Raw genomic sequence first — 20,089 nt, forward strand, 5'->3', positions numbered from 1 at the left:
CACCAAAATCAGGAAACGTATAATCTTTTTGTAATTGTGGGATTTCCTTTAAGAGATTCCAAAGAAAAATACGGTATTTTGTGGGCTCAGATTGGAGTAAGGTAACGTATGCACTCATTTTCATTGTTGCATGAGGCTCATTAAAGCCATCTTTGTAATCTACAGGACGATCATCATACAAAGGTACGGTAAGATCTCCCGCAACATCTTTAATGTAGTCTAAACTCCATTTATTATATGCAGGCCAGTTTGTTATACACTGCTCAATCACCACAGGTTTTTGTGGTTTAAAGTAATCCTGTATAAAGTCCTCTTTACTAATGTTTTTAACACGAGGGATATCCTGAAGATTGAGTTTCAAAAGAGGAAAAATTTAGATTTCAAAGTTAAGCAAACGTTACCAAATGAAATTAATTGTTTACTAAAAATTTATACGTTTAAATCAAGATGATGGTTTTTGGAAAGGGCTAATTTCCGAAGAAAAAAGAGCTCAAAAGCAGGTATTAATCGTTGTTGATTTTATATTTATTTGAGTTTGAGACGATAAGTATGTAAGGAAGCCCAATGGCAATGGATATAAAAAATAGATATAATTCTATACGATCATCTGCAAGCCATAGGGATAGAGCAGAACCTAAAAGCAGTAATGCAGCCATTCCAAACATCCCATTTCTAAACACATTGGCAATACCTTGAATGTCTATTTTTTTCTGTTCTTCTTTAGACATGGTATTATAACCTGCAATAAGCCTATAGAGTTTGCCATAGGTTATCAATAGGCCAAGAACTATAAAAATAATAGCAACCATTATATTCATTTATTTCAAAATTTTAGCTTTTTGCTTGGCCTCTTCATTACGCTCAATTGTGTGCGCAGGACGTGTCCATTTTGGTTTTTCACCTAGCGTTTGATATTGAGAATCAGTGGCCTCAATAGTTTCTGGTTGCGTTTTTTTGACGAATGGTTTTTGCGGATTTAAACCTAATAGTTTAAACATTTCCATATCCTCACCTACATCTGGATTAGGCGTGGTTAATAGTTTATCACCAGCAAAAATTGAATTAGCACCAGCAAAGAAACACATGGCTTGACCTTCGCGAGACATTTCAGTCCGACCTGCACTTAATCGCACTTGAGTTTCTGGCATGACAATTCTAGCAGTAGCAACCATACGCACCATATCCCAAATAGAAACAGGTATTTGATCTTCTAGAGGGGTTCCTTCAACAGCAACTAAAGCATTGATTGGAACTGATTCTGGTTGGGGATTCAATGTCGCTAGAGCCACTAACATGCCAGCTCTATCTTCAATATTTTCACCCATACCAATAATGCCGCCAGAGCAAACCGTTACATTGGTTTTTCTAACATTATCAATGGTTGCTAAACGGTCTTCATAACCACGTGTAGAAATTACTTTTTTATAATATTCTTCACTAGAATCTAAGTTGTGATTGTAGGCATATAAACCAGCTTCTGACAAACGCTGTGCTTGATTTTCGGTAATCATACCAAGTGTACAACATACTTCCATTTCTAGTTTGTTAATGGTTCTCACCATTTCTAAGACTTGATCAAACTCTTCGCCATCTTTCACATTACGCCAAGCTGCTCCCATACAAACTCGAGAGCTTCCCGAGGATTTTGCACGCAATGCTTGAGCTTTTACCTGTTGAACGGTCATGAGATCATTACCTTCAATATCGGTATGATATCTTGCTGCTTGCGGACAATAACCACAATCCTCAGGACAACCACCAGTTTTTATAGATAATAATGTAGACACTTGAACCGTATTTGGATCGTGATGCACACGGTGAATTGTGGCAGCATCAAAAAGTAAATCCATTAGAGGTTTGTTGTAAATCGCTAATACGTCTTCTTTTGTCCAATTGTGTTTCATCTCGCTCATAGTAATGGGTTAGTCTTATTAAAATCAAAAATACTTATTTTACACCCATAAATTCATCAAAAAGCGTATAAAATTTTTCAGGTTCTTCTAGGTAAGGGTTATGACCGCTTTGTTCAAACATTTCAAATTGAGCTTGAGGCATATAGGTTTTATATTGTACTGCAAATTCTGGTGTTGATACACCGTCATAACGTCCAGCAACAATTAATGTTTTAGCGTTCACATCTTTTAATTGTTGTCTATAGTCTTGATTAATCATACTCCCAGAGACATTAAAATCACCATCATTTCCAATGATTGTAGTGTAGACATCTCCAGCCCAGCCTCTGTATTTTTTCTTCGGAACTTTTGATCGTAACGCCGTATTATGATAGTAGATGTATTTTGTAGGGAAATCTCCATAAACTGTTTTTAGAGGGTCTTGACTAGATACATATCCTAATTTCCGAAGAGAATCTACAGCAATCCATTTCTCAGGGAAATGTGTTTTAGCATAATGGTTATAGCTATCACAGTTGGCTTGCCACATGGCCCCAGAATGAAACCCATTTATGAGCACCATATTTTTCACATTGTCTTTATATTTTATAGCATAGGCTTGAGCAGGGACCGTTCCATAAGAATGTCCAACGAGTGAGACCTTGTCAAACTTTAGAAGCGTTCTCAGTTTTTCAATGAGTTCAACGTCTGCTTCTACACTGTATTCATCAGTATTTTTGGCATCATCACTCATGCCGCGACCCAGCCAGTCAAAAAAGACAACGGTATTGGTTTTATAATACTGCCCAAAAGCACCTTGCATATAATCATGAGAATTCCCAGGGCCTCCAGGAAGAAAAAATATAGGGTCGCCTTCGCCTAGAATTTCTACATTAATGTTATAACCATCAATGTCATAAAATTTAGATTCAAACTTTTCAAAGATATTGGGATCTGTTTGTGAATACACTGTTGAAAAAGTAAAACATGCAAAAACAAATAAAACTTTTAGTGTAGAGGTCATAATGATGAGTTTATTGTAAATATAATTATAAAGAGCGTAACAAAAAAAATCCGCTACGAAGCGGATTTTTATAATTAGATACTCTATTAACTCTCGTTGTCTTCTTTTTTATTAGGAAGTGTTTTCGTGTCTGCTGCTGCGTTGTCTTTACCTTTTAAATACTCAGGCAAATCCATACCAGCCATATTAAACATGTCCTGTAATGGCGGAACCGATTTGTACATACCTGACAAGAAATTAGCTGTAGACGATTTTCCGTTCTCACTAGTGGCACCACTATCCCAAACAGTCACTTTATCAATTTTGATGTTTTTGATAGCTTCTGCTTGTGTTCTTACTAATTCTGGTAATTTATCAGCAATCAATAACAAGACAGCATCTCTAGTGCTATTTCCAGCAGCTTTTACAATTTGTTCCATACCAGCAGCTTGTTTTGTTAAGATCTCATACTGACCTTGGGCTTCGGCTTGTGCTTTAAATAGTATCGCATCAGCTTCCCCTTTTGCACGTCTTCTAATACGCTCAGCCTCTGCTTCTGCATCTATTTCTACTTTGCGTTTATCAATTTCCGCAGGAACAATAATATCTGCCATTTGAGATGAACGCTCACGCTCTGCTCTAGCAACTTCTGCTTGTTGTTCTGCAGAGTAGGACTCTTCTAGTGCTTTTGCGGTTTGAACTTTTTCAGATGCTATAGCCACACGTTCTGCTTCTGCCTCACGTTGACGACGTAATGAATCTGAATTTGCAACTGCTATTTTTGCTGTGTTTTCTCCTTCTACAGCTTTTGCATTGGCTGCAGCAACCTGTGTTCTTTCGTCTTGTACCGCATTGGCTTCACCAATAGATCCATCTCTAGTTTTTTCAGCAACCGATTTACGAGCTGCGTTAATAGCATGTGCTGCAGCTTCTTTTCCTAAAGCCTCAATATAACCAGACTCATCAACGATATCTGTAATGTTAACGTTGATTAATTTTAAACCAACTTTCTTTAGTTCTGTTTCAACACTTTGAGAAATATTAGTTAAGAATTTGTCACGATCATTATTAATTTCTTCAATATCCATTGATGCCACTACTAAACGTAACTGTCCAAAAATAATTTCCTGAGCTAATTCTTGAATTTCATTTTGGCCTAGGCCTAATAAACGCTCAGCAGCATTTTGCATGACACCAGGTTCTGTAGAAACTCCAATAGTAAATCGTGATGGTACGTTTACACGAATATTTTGTTTAGAAAGTGCATTTACAAGATTTACTTCAATAGATATTGGTGTTAACTCTAGAAATTCATAATCCTGAAATACAGGAATGATAAATGCTGCTCCACCATGAATACATTTGGCAGATTGACCTCCACCTACTTTTCCATACACTACCAAAATACGGTCAGAAGGACAACGTTTGTAGCGTTTTATAAGAATGATTAGAAAGACAAAGACGAAAAGTAAGGCAGCAACTGCTGCAATAGGAAAGCCTAAATCAAAGCTTTGTTGTATCACTAGGTAGTTCATAGGTTTTTGTTTTAACTGGTTCTATTGTTTTAATTGGTTCTATTGGCTTTTTGGTGTGTTCTACTATTAATATGCCATTGCTGGTGACATCTACAACTTGGATGATGCTTCCTGATTTTAGTTCAGACAATGAATCTGAAAGCGCTTCAAGTTCTCTTAAAGTCCCTTGAACTCTTACGCTTACTTTTCCCATCCTTGTGCGATTTGCGCCAATGGTAAGATATACCTCACCTATGGCATTAATGGCATTTTTGTAATCTAACGTTCCGCTATCTGTTAGTTTTTTCATGCCATAAAACATAGCGCCCATGATACCCATCATGAGTAATCCGCAACCTAAAGCAACAATGACACTTACAGGTTTTGAAAACCCTACATTGATACAAGCAATACCGATCCATCCAAAAATGGTAAGGAAGCCAACAAGATTTTTAAACGTAATAAATTGAAACCCGATACCTCCATCAGCATCAATTTCAGAATCTAGACCATCAAAGTCGTCACCACCATCCATTCCAAGAAAGGTCGTTATGATTACAAAAACGAAAATTAGAGAGCCGATGAGCGCAATAATCCAAAAGAATTTAGAGAATCCATCTAAAGCTGAAAACCATTCCATAGTCGGTTAGTGTTAAAAATTAATACTTAAAGGTAAGACGTTTAAAAATGTCTTACAATTTTATTTTGAAAGTAAAATAGAGACTGCGTTGCCACCAAATCCTACGGCATTTACAAGAACATATTTGATGTGTTTTGGTGTTTTGGCTTTTAAGTAGGGTATCGCGATGAATTTTTGATGTTGTAACATCATAACTGCCATTTCAATATTTAAAAGTCCAGAGGCACCAAGGCTGTGACCTATCTTCCATTTATTAGTAGTCAATGCAGGGATTTTGTTACAAAAAATAGTTGTAATTGCATTAATTTCTGCCTGATCACCTTTAATCGTTCCCGGAGTGTGTGTGACGATAACGTCTATGTCTTCTAAATTTATATCGCCTAAAGCCATTCTCATTGACCGTTGAAAACAAATCGCGTTTGTTGATAATGACGCGTTATGTTCAAGGATTTCAGTGGCGTAACCAATACCAACAATTTGTGCTAAAGCGTTTTTGGTTGTTCCAGATTCTAGACAAGCCATTGCTGCACCTTCACCAAGAATCATGCTGTTTTCGGTTTTATTAAGGTTTAGGGCTTGGTTTGGGTAAAGCGTTTCGACTGCGCTCAAGGAGACATCGCACTTGGCATAAATTTTTAAAGCCTGCATTTGTGCAATCGTAAACGCCGTTAAAGGCGCTTCACTACCACCTACTAAAAACTTGTCACACATACCAGAATTGATCCAAGCAATTCCGTTGAGCATCGCATGTAGCGCGGTAGAACAGGTTATAGAATGTGAAATTTCTGGACCTTGGGTTTGTAAATCATGAGCAACCCAAGAGGAGATATTTCCTAAGGTTGTCGTTGGTGAACTTAAGGTTTCTGCTTTGTTGTTTTTTAGAAATTCTTCATGATACGTTTCAAAAAGCGCTGTTGCCCCTCTTGAGGACCCAATATTGATTCCAAAATTATCTGTCGCTTTCCATCCAGCACTTTTAATAGCGTTACGAGCAGAAAAAATAGCGTATAAGACCGAATGGTCTAATGCTCTGTATTTTGAGTTAGACTGCCTTAAATCTTCAATATCTACTTTTAATGCCTTCGGAAATGTGGCTACGAGAACACCGTCTTTTTCCGTGAAACAATGAGAAGCATTCAAGTAGTTATACCAAATGCTTTCAGGAGTTTTTCCTAATGGAGAAATGGATGATAGTGCAGTTATAGAAATGGGGTGTTGCAAGAGTATATATTTATGTTTACAAAATTAAACTATTTCCAAAGCCTCTTCAATGACTTGATACACTTTTTTGAGCTGCGTATCTGAAATCACATAAGGCACTTGAATATAAATCGTATTTCCTAATGGTCTTAAAAAGACCCCTCGATCCATAAAGAATTTAAGGAGTTTGTCCCTTAAATCACCATAACGTTCCATTTTGGTATGGAGATCCAATGCAAAAATAACACCTATATGTCGTGTTGATTTTACGTTTGGATGGTTTTTAATCTTTAGTTCAAATGCTTCATGAGCTTTAGAGATCTGTTTGATATTGTGTTGAATTTCCGAAGATGTTAAAAGCTCAATTCCTGCAATAGCCGTCGCGCAAGCTATTGGATTTGCCGAATAGGTATGGCAATGAAAAAAACCTTTAGCCATATCATTACTTAAAAAAGCATCATAGATAGCTTGCGTACAAGAGGTAATTGCCATTGGAATTAATCCTGCAGTTAACGCTTTACTCAAACAGATAATGTCGGGTTTGGTCGTGATATGATCTGATGCAAAATAACGTCCTGTCTTACCAAAACCCGTCATGACTTCATCTGCAATAGTTAAGATTTGTTGTTGTTTACAGTAGGATAGGATCTCGTTTAAGCCATGGGCATCATGAATTTTCATTCCTGCAGCACCTTGGACTAACGGCTCGTAGATAAATCCTGCTAGATGATCTTGTGTACTGTAATCTTTAATGAGGTTTAATAGGTGCTCAGTATTGTTTCCATCTGGTGTTGGAATCCTTTTAACATCAATCAAAAACTCTTCAAATGGACCATTATAAACCGATAAGCCCGAAACGCTCATAGCTCCAAAAGTATCACCATGAAATCCGTTTTCAAACGCCATAAACACAGTGCGTTTGTCACCACTATTAAAGTGGAATTGCAATGCCATTTTAATGGCTGCTTCTACAGCAGTTGATCCGTTATCATTAAAGAAAATCTTGTTTTGACCGTCTGGCAGTATTTTTATAAGATCTTCAGATAAGGTTATTGCAGGCTCATGTGTGAAATCACTAAACATGATTTGATCGAGTTGTTGCATTTGCTTGTAGGTCTTTTCAATGATATAATCGTTGCAATGCCCATACATGGAGGTGTACCATGAGGAAATAGCGTCTATATAGTCATTGCCATCTTCATCTGTAAGGATACAGCCTTTTGCTTTTATAATTGCAAGGCTTTCTGGATGTAGCTGGTGTTGCTTTAGTGGATGCCACAGGTGTTTTTTATCTCTTTGTTTTAGGGTCATAACATGTCCTGCAAAGGCAGGAATCTCTTTTTTATTAAACTTGTTTTTTTAACCTCACAGGTTTTGAAACCGGTGAGGTCTGCTTGCTTTTATGTTGTTGTAACAAAACTAATTGTTTTTTGTCATTCCTACGAAGGCAGGAACCTACTTCCTTTTTTATTCTTTCATTCCTTTTGTCTTGAAACAAACTGTGGAGCATATCCTGAGGGCCATAAAATAAGAATAGACGAATAAACGAACCAAAAATTCAAGTTGAAACGAGGGGTTTTATAGGATGCATTTCACGGGTTAGTGCTTAGCATTGATTTGGGGTTTGAATATCCAACTTAATTACTGAGAACCCAAACGTCTGTTTCTTTTAAAGTGACTTTAACTGATCTCTAAATTTATCAGCATATTCCAAAATCACATTCTTATCAAAATAAGGCTCTTCGGCAATACGTCCAATAACGTTAACGTTCGTCATTTTAATGATGATATCTTCTGATGTTTTATGCTCATTTCCGGAGAACATAAGAGCGATATCAAATCCTTTTTCTTTCAATACATTAAGGGTTAATAGGGTATGGTTAATACTGCCTAAATAATGTCGAGATACCACAATCACTTTATAATTTGGTTTGATAAGGTCTAAAATAGTGTTCTTTGTATTGATAGGAACGAATACACCTCCAGCACCTTCAATGACTAAATTATTTTTAGTTTTAGGCGGTTTGATATTTTTCAATTCTATAGTAATATTGTCAATATCTGCAGCAGCATGCGGACTCATAGGTGTATGCAACGCATAGCTATTGTCATAGAATTTTGTTGTTGTATTGGATACCAAGCGCTTCACTTTTTTAGTATCACAATTATCTAAGTCGCCTGCTTGAATAGGTTTCCAATAGTCGGCTTCTAAAGCTTCAGTTACAATTGCAGAAACTACTGTTTTACCGACATCTGTGCCAATACCTGTGATGAAATATGTTTGCATAATTTATTTAAACGTTGTTGCTATTGGGTTTAATATCTTCTTTTGAAAATTGAGTATTACAATTTTCACACTGGTATTTATATCGTGTATGAAACGGAAGCGTACCAAATATAAATCCAACCAAGAAAGCGAAGAAGGATTTAAAATCGGTTATTGTCGAGAATAATTCAACGGTTCCGCTACTGCAATTTGGGCATTCAATTGGGTTACCATCATCATCTATAGAATATTGGTTAATGGTACTTAATATATGTTTTGCTTTCATGGCATCTTTTGCCAATACTTGGAGTTTTACACCTCCAATGGCGTTACTCACCAACGGATCTGTATCTATTGTTAAATGATCTTTTAGAAAGACTTTTATACCATCTGCTTCTAAGCGACCTCTGATGATTTGTGCTTCAGTTGTGTATTGAAATCTTGCAATGGTTATAAATGTATCGCTCATTTTTCCGAGGACAATAGTTTAATTTAATGTCAGGATGTAAAGGTAGTGAGTAACTCTAAAACTTTGGTGATTTCTTTATGAGTATTATAACTATGTAAACAGAAGCGTAAACGTTCTTTTGCCTTAGGAACGGTAGGAGAGAGGATCGCTTTAACGTCAAAACCGTTGTTTTTTAATGCTTCGGAAATGTGCTTGACCAGATCATTCCCAGAGATCATGCAACATTGTATGGCAGCATTACTAGTTGTGAATAAGTGCTGAAGTTGAAGTCGTTGTATTTCAGCCTTGAAAAAACTAATGTTTTGTTGAAGTTCTATTTTATCATGCTGAACCTGATTCAGCATCTCATCATAAGAAGCTTGGATAGTCGCTAAGCTATGAGGAGGCAAAGCTGTGGTATAAATAAAAGCTCTCGAAAAATTGATGAGATAGTTTTTAAGATCATGATTACCTAAAATTGCTGCACCATGACAACCTAGTGCTTTACCAAAAGTTATGATTCTTGCAAAAACGAAGTCTTCGAGTTGTAGTTCATTGACTAATCCGCTGCCTTTTTCTCCAAAAATACCAATGGCGTGTGCTTCGTCAATGATGAGGTTTGCTTTGTTTTTTTTGCAGATAGTGGCGAGTGTTTTTAGGTCTGGAGAATCACCATCCATTGAAAACACAGATTCTGTGATGATATACACGTCGTTTAATTCGTTTCTAGACGCCGATCGAAGGGATAGTTGGTGAGTAAGATCGTTTAAATCATTATGTTTAAACTTAAACGCTTTGGCGTTACTCATTTTGATACCATCACGAATAGAGGCATGGCAAAATTCGTCATATAGAATACTATCATTACGTTGCGGTACACATGAAAAGAAGCCTAAGTTAGCATCGTAGCCAGAGTTGAAAATAAGTGCGCTTTCTGTGTTATGGAATGTGCTTATGTGTTGTTCTACTGTGGTATATAAGCTATGATTTCCAGACAATAACCTTGAGCCTGTTGCTCCATTTTGTATGAGATTATGGTTTAATAGATATTGATGTGCCTTCTCAAAAATGGCTTTGGACCTTGAAAACCCCAGGTAGTCATTAGAAGAAAAATCAACTAAGGTATTTGGTCGTCCTAGATGTCTAAATGCATTGTCTTGTATTCTAGAATTGAGTTTGTTTTGTAGTTTTTTAGGAAGCATGTTTGGATTTAATCTGTATAAACAATTTCACCTTTTTCTCTCAATGCGTCTTTGTCAACCCATTTATAATCATTTTTCACTGTAGCATCTAAAAGGTCAATGCCTAATGCATCTGCGATATGTGATGCCACGTCAAAAGCGTCTTTAAGCTTCTCTGTTTTGTAAACAGTTATTTTTTTGTTTCTCTCATAAAAAAGGTTCAGTACAATTACGGGAAAGCTATTTGTGGTTTCGGCAGTTACGACTCTTACAGTAATATTTTCGGTTGTATTAAAAACAGAAATGTATTCTGGGTTTTGAAGAGTTTGCCATTTTCCAATACTAAACCCTAGTAATGAATCTGTCTTTCTATAGGTTTTTGATTCTAAATCAATTTCAGAACCGTCTGTTTTTAACATCATAAACCCAAAGAGAAGAGGAACTAAGGCTAAATATATTAGAGATATTAAACCTAAAAGGCCAATAAGTATTGCAGCAAAACCTATAATAGTTTTCCATACAGGGACTTTTCTTGTATATCTAATAATAGCATCCATAACTACAAATATAGATAATGAATGGAGTAATCCAATGAAACTTAAGAGACATTAAATATACATGTCTTGAATAAAAAATTGTTGTTTATCAATAATTTTTATACATTTGTTATTGTTAAACAATAATTATTAGTAAGTTTTATTATGAAAAAACTCCTCATTTTGAAATCATTAGTAGACTTTATATGGATAGTGACCTGTATACCGGTAATCCCTATTTTACTATTTATAGCAGTCTATATGTTTATTGATCCTTCAATTTTGGAAATTCCTTTGAAAATAAATGAAAATAATATTGAGGAGTTAGGTTTGTCAATAAAGATGTCTACGCTAATGTTATTTGTTATTATTTTAATAAGTATTTATTGTTTTTACTTATTTAGAAAAACGCTTCGCTACTTTCAACAACAGAACCCGTTCAGTGATTTTATTATAGACAGCTATAAGAGAATTGGATATTTACTGGTCTTCTCTGGTATCTCTGCCAGTATATTGTTTTTTGTTTTCAAGTTAGTATTTGAATCGAAATTTGAGATTCATTTAGGTCTAAGCCCTTACTTATTTATGGTTTGTTTAGGACTGTTCTTTATGGTTTTAAGCGAAGTTTTTAAAGTGGCTAAAACAGCAAAAGAAGAAAATCAATTAACTATATAATCATGAAAAACATAAAGTCGGAACGAATTTTCAATATCATGAATGTGGTCTCTTGGATTGTATTTGTAGGCTATTGTATTAAAGCAGGAGCGATATGCATCGTCTCTATTATTAGTCTTTTTGGAAATAGAAAGGCTACCGAGAATTTATATATGGGACATGATTTGTCTAAACTTTTTGAGTTTAGTATTACCCATTATACGATTGTAGTAGTACTCCTTATACTCATAGCGAGTTTAAAGGCTTATCTCTTTTATTTGCTTATCAACATCTTTAAAAGGATGGATTTTAATAAACCATTTCATTCTGCAGTTGTGAACTTGATTTTTAAAATTAGTTATGTAGCCATAGCTATTGGTATTATAGGTGCTATTGCAAAATCATATTTTACTTGGTTAGTGTTTGAAGTCTTTTTTACACAAATAGATTTAGGTACATCTGCTTATGTATTTATGGCTGGGGTTATTTTTATTGTAGCCACTTTATTTAAGCGTGCTACAGAAATTCAACAAGAAAACGAATTAACGATATAATTATGAGCATTCTTAAACTTTCAAAATCTATTTTAGATGTATTATATTACATAGGTATATCTGGTGTACTATTAATATTGGTTCTTTTTATTTTATATAATAATTTGAGTGCTATTCAGCTTGTTTATTTTGTAACTCCCTTTTCAATAATTGCACTAGTTTTATATGTATTAATAATAAGGAATTTTAGAAAGATTATAGTATTATTTTATAATGAAGTTTTTTTTGGTTTAGAAACTTCTGAATATTTAAATCAAATAGGAATCTATCTAATTGTTTCAATGTTTTTATGGAAAGTTCCCCCATTTGTAGCGTCTCTTTTCTCAAACCCAAGTGTCGTGAGATTTTCTTTGCCTATTGGTTTTGACTCATCAATTTCTCTAATAGCTATTGGATTATTTTTTATTGCGTTGTCAGAAATATTTAAAAAAGCTTTAAAAATTAAACAAGAAAACGATCTAACTATATAAGTATGCCAATAATAGTCAATCTCGATGTTATGCTCACCAAGCGTAAAATGAAAAGCAAAGACTTGGCAGAGATTATTGGTATAACAACTGCCAATCTTTCTATCTTAAAATCTGGTAAAGCTAAAGCGATTCGGTTCTCTACACTTGAAGCCATTTGTGATGCTCTAGATTGCCAGCCCGCAGATATTTTAGAGTATACTAAGGAATAAATTTTAAGAATTCAACTCTAATAGAGACTCTAAAATTTAGAACTTTTGTTGTATATTCACGTTAGTGATCGCATAAATAACATCATCTTTTAATGTGAATAGGACTAAGATATAATTTAAAAATTCACCAATAGTATTACAGTAAAATGGCATCAGACAAATCAGGAAGTTTAATGTTCTTCACTCCAGAAATTATTGAAGGTGCAGCAGCACAATTATTTGATGCAGGAATTTCCGCAGGTTTTCCATCACCAGCAGAAGCTCTTCATGAGCAACATTTATCTTTAGATAAAGAGCTCGTTAAAAATAAAGAGACCACCTTTTATGCACGCGTAAGTGGGCAGTCTATGATTGGAGCAGGTTTAGATGATAATGACTTATTGGTTATTGACCGAAGTCTTGAGCCTGTTAATAATAAAATAGCAGTATGTTTTCTTGATGGAGAATTTACCGTAAAACGTTTACGTGTATCAGATGGAGAGGTATGGTTACAACCGGAAAACCCAAACTACCCAATTATAAATATCACAGAAGACAATAACTTTTTAATTTGGGGTATTGTTACCAATGTAATTAAGAAAGTTTAGCTTAAAGCAACATTCCCTTTCTAGGGGCTCGTCTCGTTATGAAGTTCACAATAAGACGAATCACAGCGGCTAGCCTAGTCTATTTAAGGATTTTAAAGTTGATTTTAAAGATGTAAGAAAATTCTAAACAATTGATAATCAGTATCTAAATATCACGAAAGTTAATAATTTGTTAAAATAATTTAGTATTTTAGTGGTGATATTAACCAACCACACAACTAAAAATGGAAACAACTGAAAAAAATTTCCGGTTTTTAAGAACTTTAGACATTACTGCGTTTTTTCTATTAGTAGTCTTTGTTGTCCTATTTGTTAAAACGATTATAACTGTTTTTAATACTTTCCAATTAGAAGTATTCAATAGTGCTTTCGTTGGATTAAATAGCATGTAATAGCTGTTTTAAATCCGGATTAAAAACAAAAAAACACCAAACAATTAAGTTTGGTGTTTTTTTATTATTTATAAATTAAGTAGTACTTAATCTGCTAATACAATAACTTTATTATCTTTCATTTCAAGTGTTCCAGAAACTATTGGCAACCAAAATCCTTTATCAGATTTAGTGAATAATTTTTCAACCGATTCCTCTAAGGTAATGTTACCGTTTATCTTAACGTTACCTTCTTTTAATAAAGAGATTACAGGTGCGTGATTGTTTAACAATTCAAATTCGCCTACTAAACCAGGAAGGATGACGCTAGTCACTTCTCCGCTAAATAATGTCGCTTCTGGTGATACAATTTCTAAGTACATTTCTTTTAAGTCTTCAGTTTGCAGTCTTCAGTTTTCAGTACTGCAAACTGCAGACTGTCGACTATCGACTAAAAATTTTTAAGCCTCAGCTAACATTTTTTCTCCAGCTTCAATAGCTTCTTCGATAGTTCCTTTGAGGTTAAACGCTGCCTCTGGTAAGTGATCTAATTCACCATCCATAATCATGTTAAATCCTTTAATAGTTTCTTTAATATCAACTAAAACACCTTTAAGACCCGTAAACTGCTCTGCGACGTGAAAAGGTTGCGATAAGAAACGTTGTACACGACGTGCACGGTTTACTGCCATTTTATCTTCTTCAGATAATTCTTCCATACCTAAGATGGCAATAATATCTTGTAATTCTTTATAACGTTGTAATAACTCTTTAACACGAGTTGCACAATCGTAATGCTCATCACCTAAAATATCTGCTGCTAATATGCGTGAGGTAGAATCTAATGGATCTACCGCAGGATAAATACCTAACTCAGCAATCTTACGAGACAATACAGTTGTTGCATCTAAGTGAGCAAAAGTCGTTGCAGGAGCAGGATCAGTTAAATCATCTGCAGGCACGTAAACCGCTTGTACAGACGTAATAGATCCTTTTTTAGTTGATGTAATACGTTCTTGCATAGCACCCATCTCGGTTGCTAATGTAGGTTGGTAACCTACCGCAGAAGGCATACGACCTAATAATGCAGATACCTCAGATCCAGCTTGTGTAAAACGGAAGATATTATCTACGAAGAAAAGTACATCTTTTCCTTGTCCTTCACCAGCGCCATCACGAAAATATTCTGCTATAGTTAATCCTGAAAGTGCTACACGAGCACGAGCTCCAGGAGGCTCATTCATTTGTCCAAATACGAAAGTTGCTTTTGAGTCTTTCATAACTTCTTTATCAACCTTGGATAAATCCCATCCGCCTTCTTCCATAGAATGCATAAAGTCATCACCATATTTGATAATTCCAGATTCTAACATTTCACGAAGTAAATCATTACCCTCACGAGTACGCTCACCTACACCAGCAAATACAGAAAGTCCACCATGTCCTTTTGCAATGTTGTTTATCAACTCTTGGATGAGTACCGTTTTACCTACACCAGCACCACCAAATAAACCAATTTTACCACCTTTTGCATAGGGCTCAATTAAATCTATAACTTTGATACCCGTAAATAATACTTCTGTAGATGTTGATAAATCTTCAAATTTAGGTGCTTGTCTGTGAATTGGTAGTCCGTGATTACCAGCTTTTGGCAAATCTCCAAGACCATCGATTGGGTCTCCAATGACATTGAAAAGACGGCCGTAGATATCGCCGCCAATTGGCATTTGAATAGGAGCACCAGTTGCAGTGACTTCAGTCCCTCTACTTAATCCATCAGAAGAATCCATAGCAATTGTACGCACAGTATCTTCACCAATGTGAGACTGTACTTCAAGTACTAAAAGCGTACCATCTGCTTTTTTGATTTCTAAAGAATCGTAGATTTTTGGAAGTTCAGAACCTGCTTCGAATGCAACATCGATAACTGGACCTACTATTTGTGCAACTTTACCTGTAACTTTTGACATTACTTATGTGTTTAATGTTTAGATATTTCAATGGAAAAAACATACGTTTTTCGCGCTGCAAAGATATATTTTTTAATTTAAAACTAAAGTCTATTTTTTAGCTTTTTTCCGTATAAAAAAACGCCACCTTTATTAAGTTTATAAAGCTGGCGTTTTGTAGGAATTAAAACGATCGTTAGTCTAAGTATACACCCGTATAATCAACAGGGTTTACAGTTGGTAAGTTTGAACCGTATTTTGCATTAATAAGACCAATCATTTGATTTGTAATTACAGAGTATCCTCTAGGTGATGGATGAAAGCCATCTAAAGAAAATGTCCCTCCAGTGACATAATCTGCAGTCATGAAGGCACTTCCCGCTTGGAATCCATTTGTGGCTACGCCATTAAAGAATGTATTGACATCAAAAAAGGCCAAATCAAATTGCGTTGCCAAATTACTTATGGTTTGATTAAATGCAGCTGTGGCATTTTGAATTTCAACAAGTTCAGTAGGAATAACAACCCATTTATCTTCTAAAGGTAATGATACACCCTCTACTGAAAATTGATTTGCTAGTGCTTCTGGTAACCCTGAAGTTTGTAGAAAAGTAGATTGTGCCTCGTTAACTGTACCAATCGCAGATCGACTTGGCAGTACTAATAAATCGTTAGCATTAGCTTGTCTTGCTTGCCCATAGACAACTCCAAATAAATTAGCTACAATAGGAGCAGCAGCAGCTGGTAATCCAAAAGATTGTACAAATGCTGGGAACGTAGGACTCGCGTTTAAAACACCTGCAATTTGAGCAGATAAATCCACTAAACTTTCATCTTTTATAACCACTGCGCTCGCAGAAGTTTGAGAGAATACGATAGAACGCTCAGGTACTCCTAAAAAGGCAAATACTTGATTTAATTGTCCAAATATCCCATTTAATGTTGGAATTTGTGATCCAAAATTTGGATCACTTGGGTCTAATGGGGCAAATGGTATTGTAGTAAAATAAGGTGCATCTGTGACATTTGGAATGTTAGAAATGATACCATTTGGACTGCTTGTTGCTAATGAAGAAACTATTGCAGTCATAGCGCCATCAAATGTTGCCTGATCTGTTATTGGGTTTGTTCCGTCTGCACCCGAAGTTGCATATCCTAAAACATCGTTAGCACCAATCCATAGTGAAAAGAATGTTGGGTTTTGCGCTAATGCATCTTCTAAAACTGTTGCATTTGGTGAAGATGCCATTCTAATAAAGTAAGGGTTTGCTGCTGGGAAATTAGCAATATTTCCATATCCAGGTGCTAATAAATGAAAACTTTTTGCAGATGGAACTCCCATGTTGTTATATGGCCCAGGAGTTATAGATGTAACCTCCGTTGTTGGCGTACCGTTTAATGGTTCAGGTGCTTGAGCTGCAGGATTAAATATTAATCTTGGCCCTGCAATTTGTGTACCTCCAAATAAAAGACCTCCTATATCGTCACCAATTAAGGGTTGCGTAAAAGTTCCTCCTCCTGCTAATGCAAATTGCTGAGATAACACATTAGGAAACGAAACGTCTTGTCCTCTTTTAAATAGTGTACCATCAGATACTCCTGCCGTTAAAGAGTTACCTATGGCAACAAACGTTGAGAAATCTGCTATTCCACTTGTGTAAACAGGCGTTGGTCCCGTTTGTGGGTCTTCTATTAATGGGTCTGAAAGTGAATCATCATCACTCTCACATGCTGTAAAGCCTATTAAAATTAGAGCTAACAGCCATATATTATTATTTAATTTCATAGTGGTATTTTTTATTGATTTATAGTCCATGATACGAAGTACTGTGCTCCTACTTGTCCGGCACCTGGTGCACTGACGTAGTCATGTGAAAGAATATTTGCGCCACCAACTTTGAAAATTGACTTAATTGATGGTACTGCTAAGTTTATTTGTGCGTCTATAATATTTCTTGCAGGCAAAATACCATCAGCAAATGTAGATTGCCATAAAAAAGTATCATTCCATCTCCAGTTGATATTGAATCCAAAGTTTTTTACCACATTGTTTTTACCAAAAGAGGCTTTTACTTTATGCTCAGGCGTGTTAAAACTCGTTTCAAAATCAGGATCTTCGGTTTGATCAAAATCTAATTTAGCATAGGTATAACTTAAACCGATATCAAAACCATTTAAGATTCTAGTTTCAACACCTATAGATGCTCCATAAGAATTAATATCAGCGTCGCTATTTGTGTACGTTTGATACGCCTGAAAATCACCATTTTGTAATGCTAATAATGACAAAGAGTTATCTCCAACTTCTCCATAAAGCGGTGTTAATACCGTTTTATTTGAGATAAAGTCTTGATACGCATTGTAGTAAACACTCATGTCGATTACAAATCTGTTGACTTTACCTCTATATCCGACCTCATAGGCTGTAACTTGTTCTGGTTTTACCAAGGCAACATCGGCAGATTCAGGAGCTCCAGCGTTTACTGAGGCTAAACTAAATGCATTAGAATAGGCATCTCCACCATTAAGTTGTACCGTGTTTGATCCCACAATACTTTGTCCTATGGTACTTAATTCTGAACTTGTTGCAGTATAGCGGTTTAAATTATCAGGAGAAGATCCAACTAGTATAGCACGACCTGAGTTAAGACCTATAAATAAATCCTGTGTCGTTGGGTTTCTAAAACCTGTTTGAAAAGATCCACGAATGTTATGGTTATCGTTTTTATCAGCAGTATAGTTAAAAGATACTCTAGGGGATACGAAGCCATCAAAAAATTCAGATTTGTCATATCTTACAGATCCTGTAAGTTTTAGTCTGTCGTCCATTAATTTTTTCTGTATTTGTGTATAAGCACCAAATTCGCTGTATTCAATAGGGCCATCAAAATCAGTATAAATTGTTCCTCCAGAGTTCAATGAATACTGTCTCCAAGATCCTCCTACTTGAATCTCTGCAAAATCTATTAAATGTCCTAGATTATAATTAGCATCTGCATGATAAAGTTTTGAGTTATCGTTAAATTTAGAACCTGTGGCTACGTTGCCATCAGCTGTTACTCTTTCTAAAGTTTCATCAAAGGCCGCTGTCCCAGGGATTAAACGACCTGTATCTGCAGCGCCTCTAGCTGCTAAATGTGCAGCATCTATTTGAGCTTCTGTTGGAGTTCCAAAAATGCCTTGTCCAGCTAGATTACCAATAAATCCACCAGCATAGTCTCTAAACCACTGTGTGTCTCCTTTCCATGCTCTGTTAATATTAATCCCAGTAAATCGAGTATCGTAAGAGTTACCTGATTTTTCTGCTGTGGTATAAATTCTTGCAAAGAAATTATCATTTTTTATTTCTAATTTATGTTGTTGCATAAAAAAGTCTTGTATCGCATATCTATTTGCACCTTGATATATTGTATTTCCTCTACCAATTTTAGAGTTTAAAATAATTTCAAAGTCGTTAGCCCAAGGCTTAAAGTGTAAAGAGAAATCAGCCTTTAAGCTTTCTGCTTCATAATTCATTAAGTCACGTTCCTCATATCCTGTTCTGCTTATAGTTTCAGCACCATAATCAGTCAATACAGGAATAGGTAACACGCCCGCTGAGATTTCATCGAAGTCTAAAGACGTGGATACTTCATCACCGTAAGTATTTAAACCGTCGTATGACGGGTCCAATCTTGTTTGGCCAGGATTTGCAAAATCGGTTTGGTCTGTAGCATACCACTCTGTTCCGTTAAGAAAAGATACAGAAGCCTTAGCTGCAAATTTATCAGAGAATGCTTTGGCAACTCTTATGCCTGCATCGACGAAATTATTGTCACCTGCATTATCACTAGATGTAATTCCTGTTTTTGCATAAAAACTAACACCTTGATGATCAAAAGGATTTTTACTCGTCATAAACATAATACCGTTAAATGCATTTGCACCATATAAGGCAGACGATGCACCAGGTAGTAATTCAACACTGTTGATATCTAGCTCAGACATTCCTAATAAGTTTCCTAAAGCAAAGTTTAAGGCAGGAGAGGAGTTGTCCATACCATCAACCAATTGCATAAATCGTGTGTTGGAAAAAGCGGCAAAACCTCTAGTATTAACCGATTTGAAGGTTAAACTACTCGTGTTCATATCCACACCCTTTAAATTTTCAATACCATCAAAGAACGATGGTGAAGACGTGTTTCGAATTTCTTTAATACCAAAACGCTCTACTGTAACAGGAGATTCAAAAATACGCTCCGGAGTTCTAGAAGCAGAAATAACGATTTCATCAAGAGATGTTCCTTCCATCATCGTGATATCTATGGTTTGTGGATTTGTAGTTACATCTTTGTTGATGCTTTCAAAACCAACGCTACTCACTGCTATACTGAATGGAGGCGCTTGATTTACAACTAAGGTGTAATTGCCATCAAAATCTGTAATTGTTCCTGTTGTTGTTCCTACTACAATAATATTTGCACCTGGTAATGGAATACCATTGTTGTCGATGACTTTACCTTTCACTGTTGTTGATTGCGCAAAAGTTATAGCACAAAAAAGCAGCATCATAATTTTGAAAATTGTCTTCATTTTAGGGAATTAGTTTAATTTATCACAGCAATATAAATATAAT

Annotated in this window: 21 protein-coding genes; 5 read left to right on the plus strand and 16 right to left on the minus strand. The window is 35.6% G+C overall.

Going from position 1 to position 20,089, the window contains the following annotated elements:
• From ACJAZK_RS09555 to ACJAZK_RS09610, 12 genes are all read right to left on the minus strand, one after another.
• A partial coding sequence (locus tag ACJAZK_RS09555) for a cupin-like domain-containing protein (protein ID WP_415223740.1) occupies positions 1–361 on the minus strand: 361 nt, incomplete at its 3' end.
• A gap of 142 nt (positions 362–503) precedes the next feature.
• Positions 504–818, minus strand: a complete 315-nt coding sequence (locus tag ACJAZK_RS09560) for a DUF3784 domain-containing protein (RefSeq protein WP_415223741.1) — start codon at positions 816–818, stop codon at positions 504–506.
• A complete protein-coding gene (bioB, locus tag ACJAZK_RS09565) occupies positions 819–1,913 on the minus strand; it encodes a biotin synthase BioB (protein ID WP_415223742.1) in 1,095 nt (364 codons plus the stop codon). It abuts the gene before it with no gap.
• 34 nt (positions 1,914–1,947) lie between these two features.
• Positions 1,948–2,916, minus strand: a complete 969-nt coding sequence (locus tag ACJAZK_RS09570) for an alpha/beta fold hydrolase (protein ID WP_415223743.1) — start codon at positions 2,914–2,916, stop codon at positions 1,948–1,950.
• Between the two features lie 86 nt (positions 2,917–3,002).
• Positions 3,003–4,430, minus strand: coding sequence for a flotillin family protein (locus ACJAZK_RS09575; protein ID WP_415223744.1), 1,428 nt, complete (start codon positions 4,428–4,430; stop codon positions 3,003–3,005).
• A complete protein-coding gene (locus ACJAZK_RS09580; RefSeq protein WP_415223745.1) occupies positions 4,399–5,049 on the minus strand; it encodes a hypothetical protein in 651 nt (216 codons plus the stop codon). The genes ACJAZK_RS09575 and ACJAZK_RS09580 overlap by 32 nt, the downstream gene beginning before the upstream one ends.
• A 60-nt stretch (positions 5,050–5,109) precedes the next feature.
• A complete protein-coding gene (locus ACJAZK_RS09585; protein WP_415223746.1) occupies positions 5,110–6,270 on the minus strand; it encodes a beta-ketoacyl synthase N-terminal-like domain-containing protein in 1,161 nt (386 codons plus the stop codon).
• Between the two features lie 24 nt (positions 6,271–6,294).
• Positions 6,295–7,560, minus strand: coding sequence for an adenosylmethionine--8-amino-7-oxononanoate transaminase (bioA, locus tag ACJAZK_RS09590; protein WP_415223747.1), 1,266 nt, complete (start codon positions 7,558–7,560; stop codon positions 6,295–6,297).
• A 358-nt stretch (positions 7,561–7,918) separates the two neighbouring features.
• On the minus strand, positions 7,919–8,536 hold the full coding sequence (gene bioD, locus ACJAZK_RS09595; RefSeq protein ID WP_415223748.1) for a dethiobiotin synthase: 618 nt from the start codon (positions 8,534–8,536) through the stop codon (positions 7,919–7,921).
• 7 nt (positions 8,537–8,543) lie between these two features.
• The gene (locus ACJAZK_RS09600) at positions 8,544–8,984 is read right to left on the minus strand and encodes a DUF2007 domain-containing protein (RefSeq protein WP_028870758.1); all 441 of its coding nucleotides are present in this window, start codon (positions 8,982–8,984) and stop codon (positions 8,544–8,546) included.
• A gap of 29 nt (positions 8,985–9,013) precedes the next feature.
• The gene (locus tag ACJAZK_RS09605; protein ID WP_415223749.1) at positions 9,014–10,165 is read right to left on the minus strand and encodes an aminotransferase class I/II-fold pyridoxal phosphate-dependent enzyme; all 1,152 of its coding nucleotides are present in this window, start codon (positions 10,163–10,165) and stop codon (positions 9,014–9,016) included.
• 8 nt (positions 10,166–10,173) lie between these two features.
• Positions 10,174–10,701, minus strand: a complete 528-nt coding sequence (locus ACJAZK_RS09610; protein WP_415223750.1) for a hypothetical protein — start codon at positions 10,699–10,701, stop codon at positions 10,174–10,176.
• 162 nt (positions 10,702–10,863) lie between these two features.
• Here ACJAZK_RS09610 and ACJAZK_RS09615 point away from each other — a divergent pair, with 162 nt between their 5' ends.
• From ACJAZK_RS09615 to ACJAZK_RS09635, 5 genes are all read left to right on the plus strand, one after another.
• Positions 10,864–11,355 (plus strand): DUF2975 domain-containing protein, encoded by a 492-nt coding sequence (locus tag ACJAZK_RS09615; protein WP_415223751.1) that lies wholly within the window; start codon positions 10,864–10,866, stop codon positions 11,353–11,355.
• A 2-nt stretch (positions 11,356–11,357) separates the two neighbouring features.
• Positions 11,358–11,888 carry a DUF2975 domain-containing protein gene (locus tag ACJAZK_RS09620; protein ID WP_415223752.1) on the plus strand — a complete coding sequence of 177 codons (531 nt, stop codon included), beginning with the start codon at positions 11,358–11,360 and terminating at the stop codon, positions 11,886–11,888.
• Positions 11,889–11,890: 2 nt separating this feature from the next.
• Positions 11,891–12,358, plus strand: coding sequence for a DUF2975 domain-containing protein (locus ACJAZK_RS09625; protein WP_415223753.1), 468 nt, complete (start codon positions 11,891–11,893; stop codon positions 12,356–12,358).
• A 2-nt stretch (positions 12,359–12,360) separates the two neighbouring features.
• Complete coding sequence (locus ACJAZK_RS09630; protein ID WP_415223754.1) at positions 12,361–12,567, plus strand: helix-turn-helix domain-containing protein; 207 nt, start codon at positions 12,361–12,363, stop codon at positions 12,565–12,567.
• A gap of 146 nt (positions 12,568–12,713) precedes the next feature.
• A complete protein-coding gene (locus ACJAZK_RS09635; RefSeq protein ID WP_415223755.1) occupies positions 12,714–13,154 on the plus strand; it encodes a LexA family protein in 441 nt (146 codons plus the stop codon).
• Positions 13,155–13,632: 478 nt separating this feature from the next.
• On the opposite strand, the gene ACJAZK_RS09640 is transcribed toward ACJAZK_RS09635, so the two are convergent.
• The 4 genes from ACJAZK_RS09640 to ACJAZK_RS09655 form a co-directional block, all read right to left on the minus strand.
• Complete coding sequence (locus tag ACJAZK_RS09640; protein ID WP_415223756.1) at positions 13,633–13,908, minus strand: FoF1 ATP synthase subunit delta/epsilon; 276 nt, start codon at positions 13,906–13,908, stop codon at positions 13,633–13,635.
• 78 nt (positions 13,909–13,986) lie between these two features.
• Complete coding sequence (atpD, locus tag ACJAZK_RS09645; RefSeq protein WP_415223757.1) at positions 13,987–15,495, minus strand: F0F1 ATP synthase subunit beta; 1,509 nt, start codon at positions 15,493–15,495, stop codon at positions 13,987–13,989.
• Positions 15,496–15,670: 175 nt separating this feature from the next.
• Complete coding sequence (locus tag ACJAZK_RS09650) at positions 15,671–17,260, minus strand: G-D-S-L family lipolytic protein (protein WP_415223758.1); 1,590 nt, start codon at positions 17,258–17,260, stop codon at positions 15,671–15,673.
• Positions 17,261–17,271: 11 nt separating this feature from the next.
• Entirely contained in the window at positions 17,272–20,046 is a 2,775-nt protein-coding gene (locus ACJAZK_RS09655) for a TonB-dependent receptor domain-containing protein (RefSeq protein WP_415223759.1), read from the minus strand.
• Between the last annotated feature and the right edge of the window lie 43 nt (positions 20,047–20,089).

The sequence above is a fragment of the Psychroserpens sp. genome (assembly GCF_047633235.1).
GTDB lineage: Bacteria > Bacteroidota > Bacteroidia > Flavobacteriales > Flavobacteriaceae > Psychroserpens.

Bases quoted from the DNA above. Each gene is read 5' to 3' on its own strand.
- ACJAZK_RS09630 (WP_415223754.1), top strand. From the start codon at position 12,361: ATGCCAATAATAGTCAATCTCGATGTTATGCTCACCAAGCGTAAAATG.
- ACJAZK_RS09640 (WP_415223756.1), bottom strand. From the start codon at position 13,908: ATGTACTTAGAAATTGTATCACCAGAAGCGACATTATTTAGCGGAGAA.
- ACJAZK_RS09575 (WP_415223744.1), bottom strand. From the start codon at position 4,430: ATGAACTACCTAGTGATACAACAAAGCTTTGATTTAGGCTTTCCTATT.
- bioB (WP_415223742.1), bottom strand. From the start codon at position 1,913: ATGAGCGAGATGAAACACAATTGGACAAAAGAAGACGTATTAGCGATT.
- ACJAZK_RS09560 (WP_415223741.1), bottom strand. From the start codon at position 818: ATGAATATAATGGTTGCTATTATTTTTATAGTTCTTGGCCTATTGATA.
- atpD (WP_415223757.1), bottom strand. From the start codon at position 15,495: ATGTCAAAAGTTACAGGTAAAGTTGCACAAATAGTAGGTCCAGTTATC.
- ACJAZK_RS09650 (WP_415223758.1), bottom strand. From the start codon at position 17,260: ATGAAATTAAATAATAATATATGGCTGTTAGCTCTAATTTTAATAGGC.
- ACJAZK_RS09600 (WP_028870758.1), bottom strand. From the start codon at position 8,984: ATGAGCGATACATTTATAACCATTGCAAGATTTCAATACACAACTGAA.
- ACJAZK_RS09580 (WP_415223745.1), bottom strand. From the start codon at position 5,049: ATGGAATGGTTTTCAGCTTTAGATGGATTCTCTAAATTCTTTTGGATT.
- ACJAZK_RS09605 (WP_415223749.1), bottom strand. From the start codon at position 10,165: ATGCTTCCTAAAAAACTACAAAACAAACTCAATTCTAGAATACAAGAC.
- ACJAZK_RS09625 (WP_415223753.1), top strand. From the start codon at position 11,891: ATGAGCATTCTTAAACTTTCAAAATCTATTTTAGATGTATTATATTAC.
- ACJAZK_RS09570 (WP_415223743.1), bottom strand. From the start codon at position 2,916: ATGACCTCTACACTAAAAGTTTTATTTGTTTTTGCATGTTTTACTTTT.
- ACJAZK_RS09655 (WP_415223759.1), bottom strand. From the start codon at position 20,046: ATGAAGACAATTTTCAAAATTATGATGCTGCTTTTTTGTGCTATAACT.
- bioA (WP_415223747.1), bottom strand. From the start codon at position 7,560: ATGACCCTAAAACAAAGAGATAAAAAACACCTGTGGCATCCACTAAAG.
- ACJAZK_RS09635 (WP_415223755.1), top strand. From the start codon at position 12,714: ATGGCATCAGACAAATCAGGAAGTTTAATGTTCTTCACTCCAGAAATT.
- bioD (WP_415223748.1), bottom strand. From the start codon at position 8,536: ATGCAAACATATTTCATCACAGGTATTGGCACAGATGTCGGTAAAACA.
- ACJAZK_RS09620 (WP_415223752.1), top strand. From the start codon at position 11,358: ATGAAAAACATAAAGTCGGAACGAATTTTCAATATCATGAATGTGGTC.
- ACJAZK_RS09610 (WP_415223750.1), bottom strand. From the start codon at position 10,701: ATGGATGCTATTATTAGATATACAAGAAAAGTCCCTGTATGGAAAACT.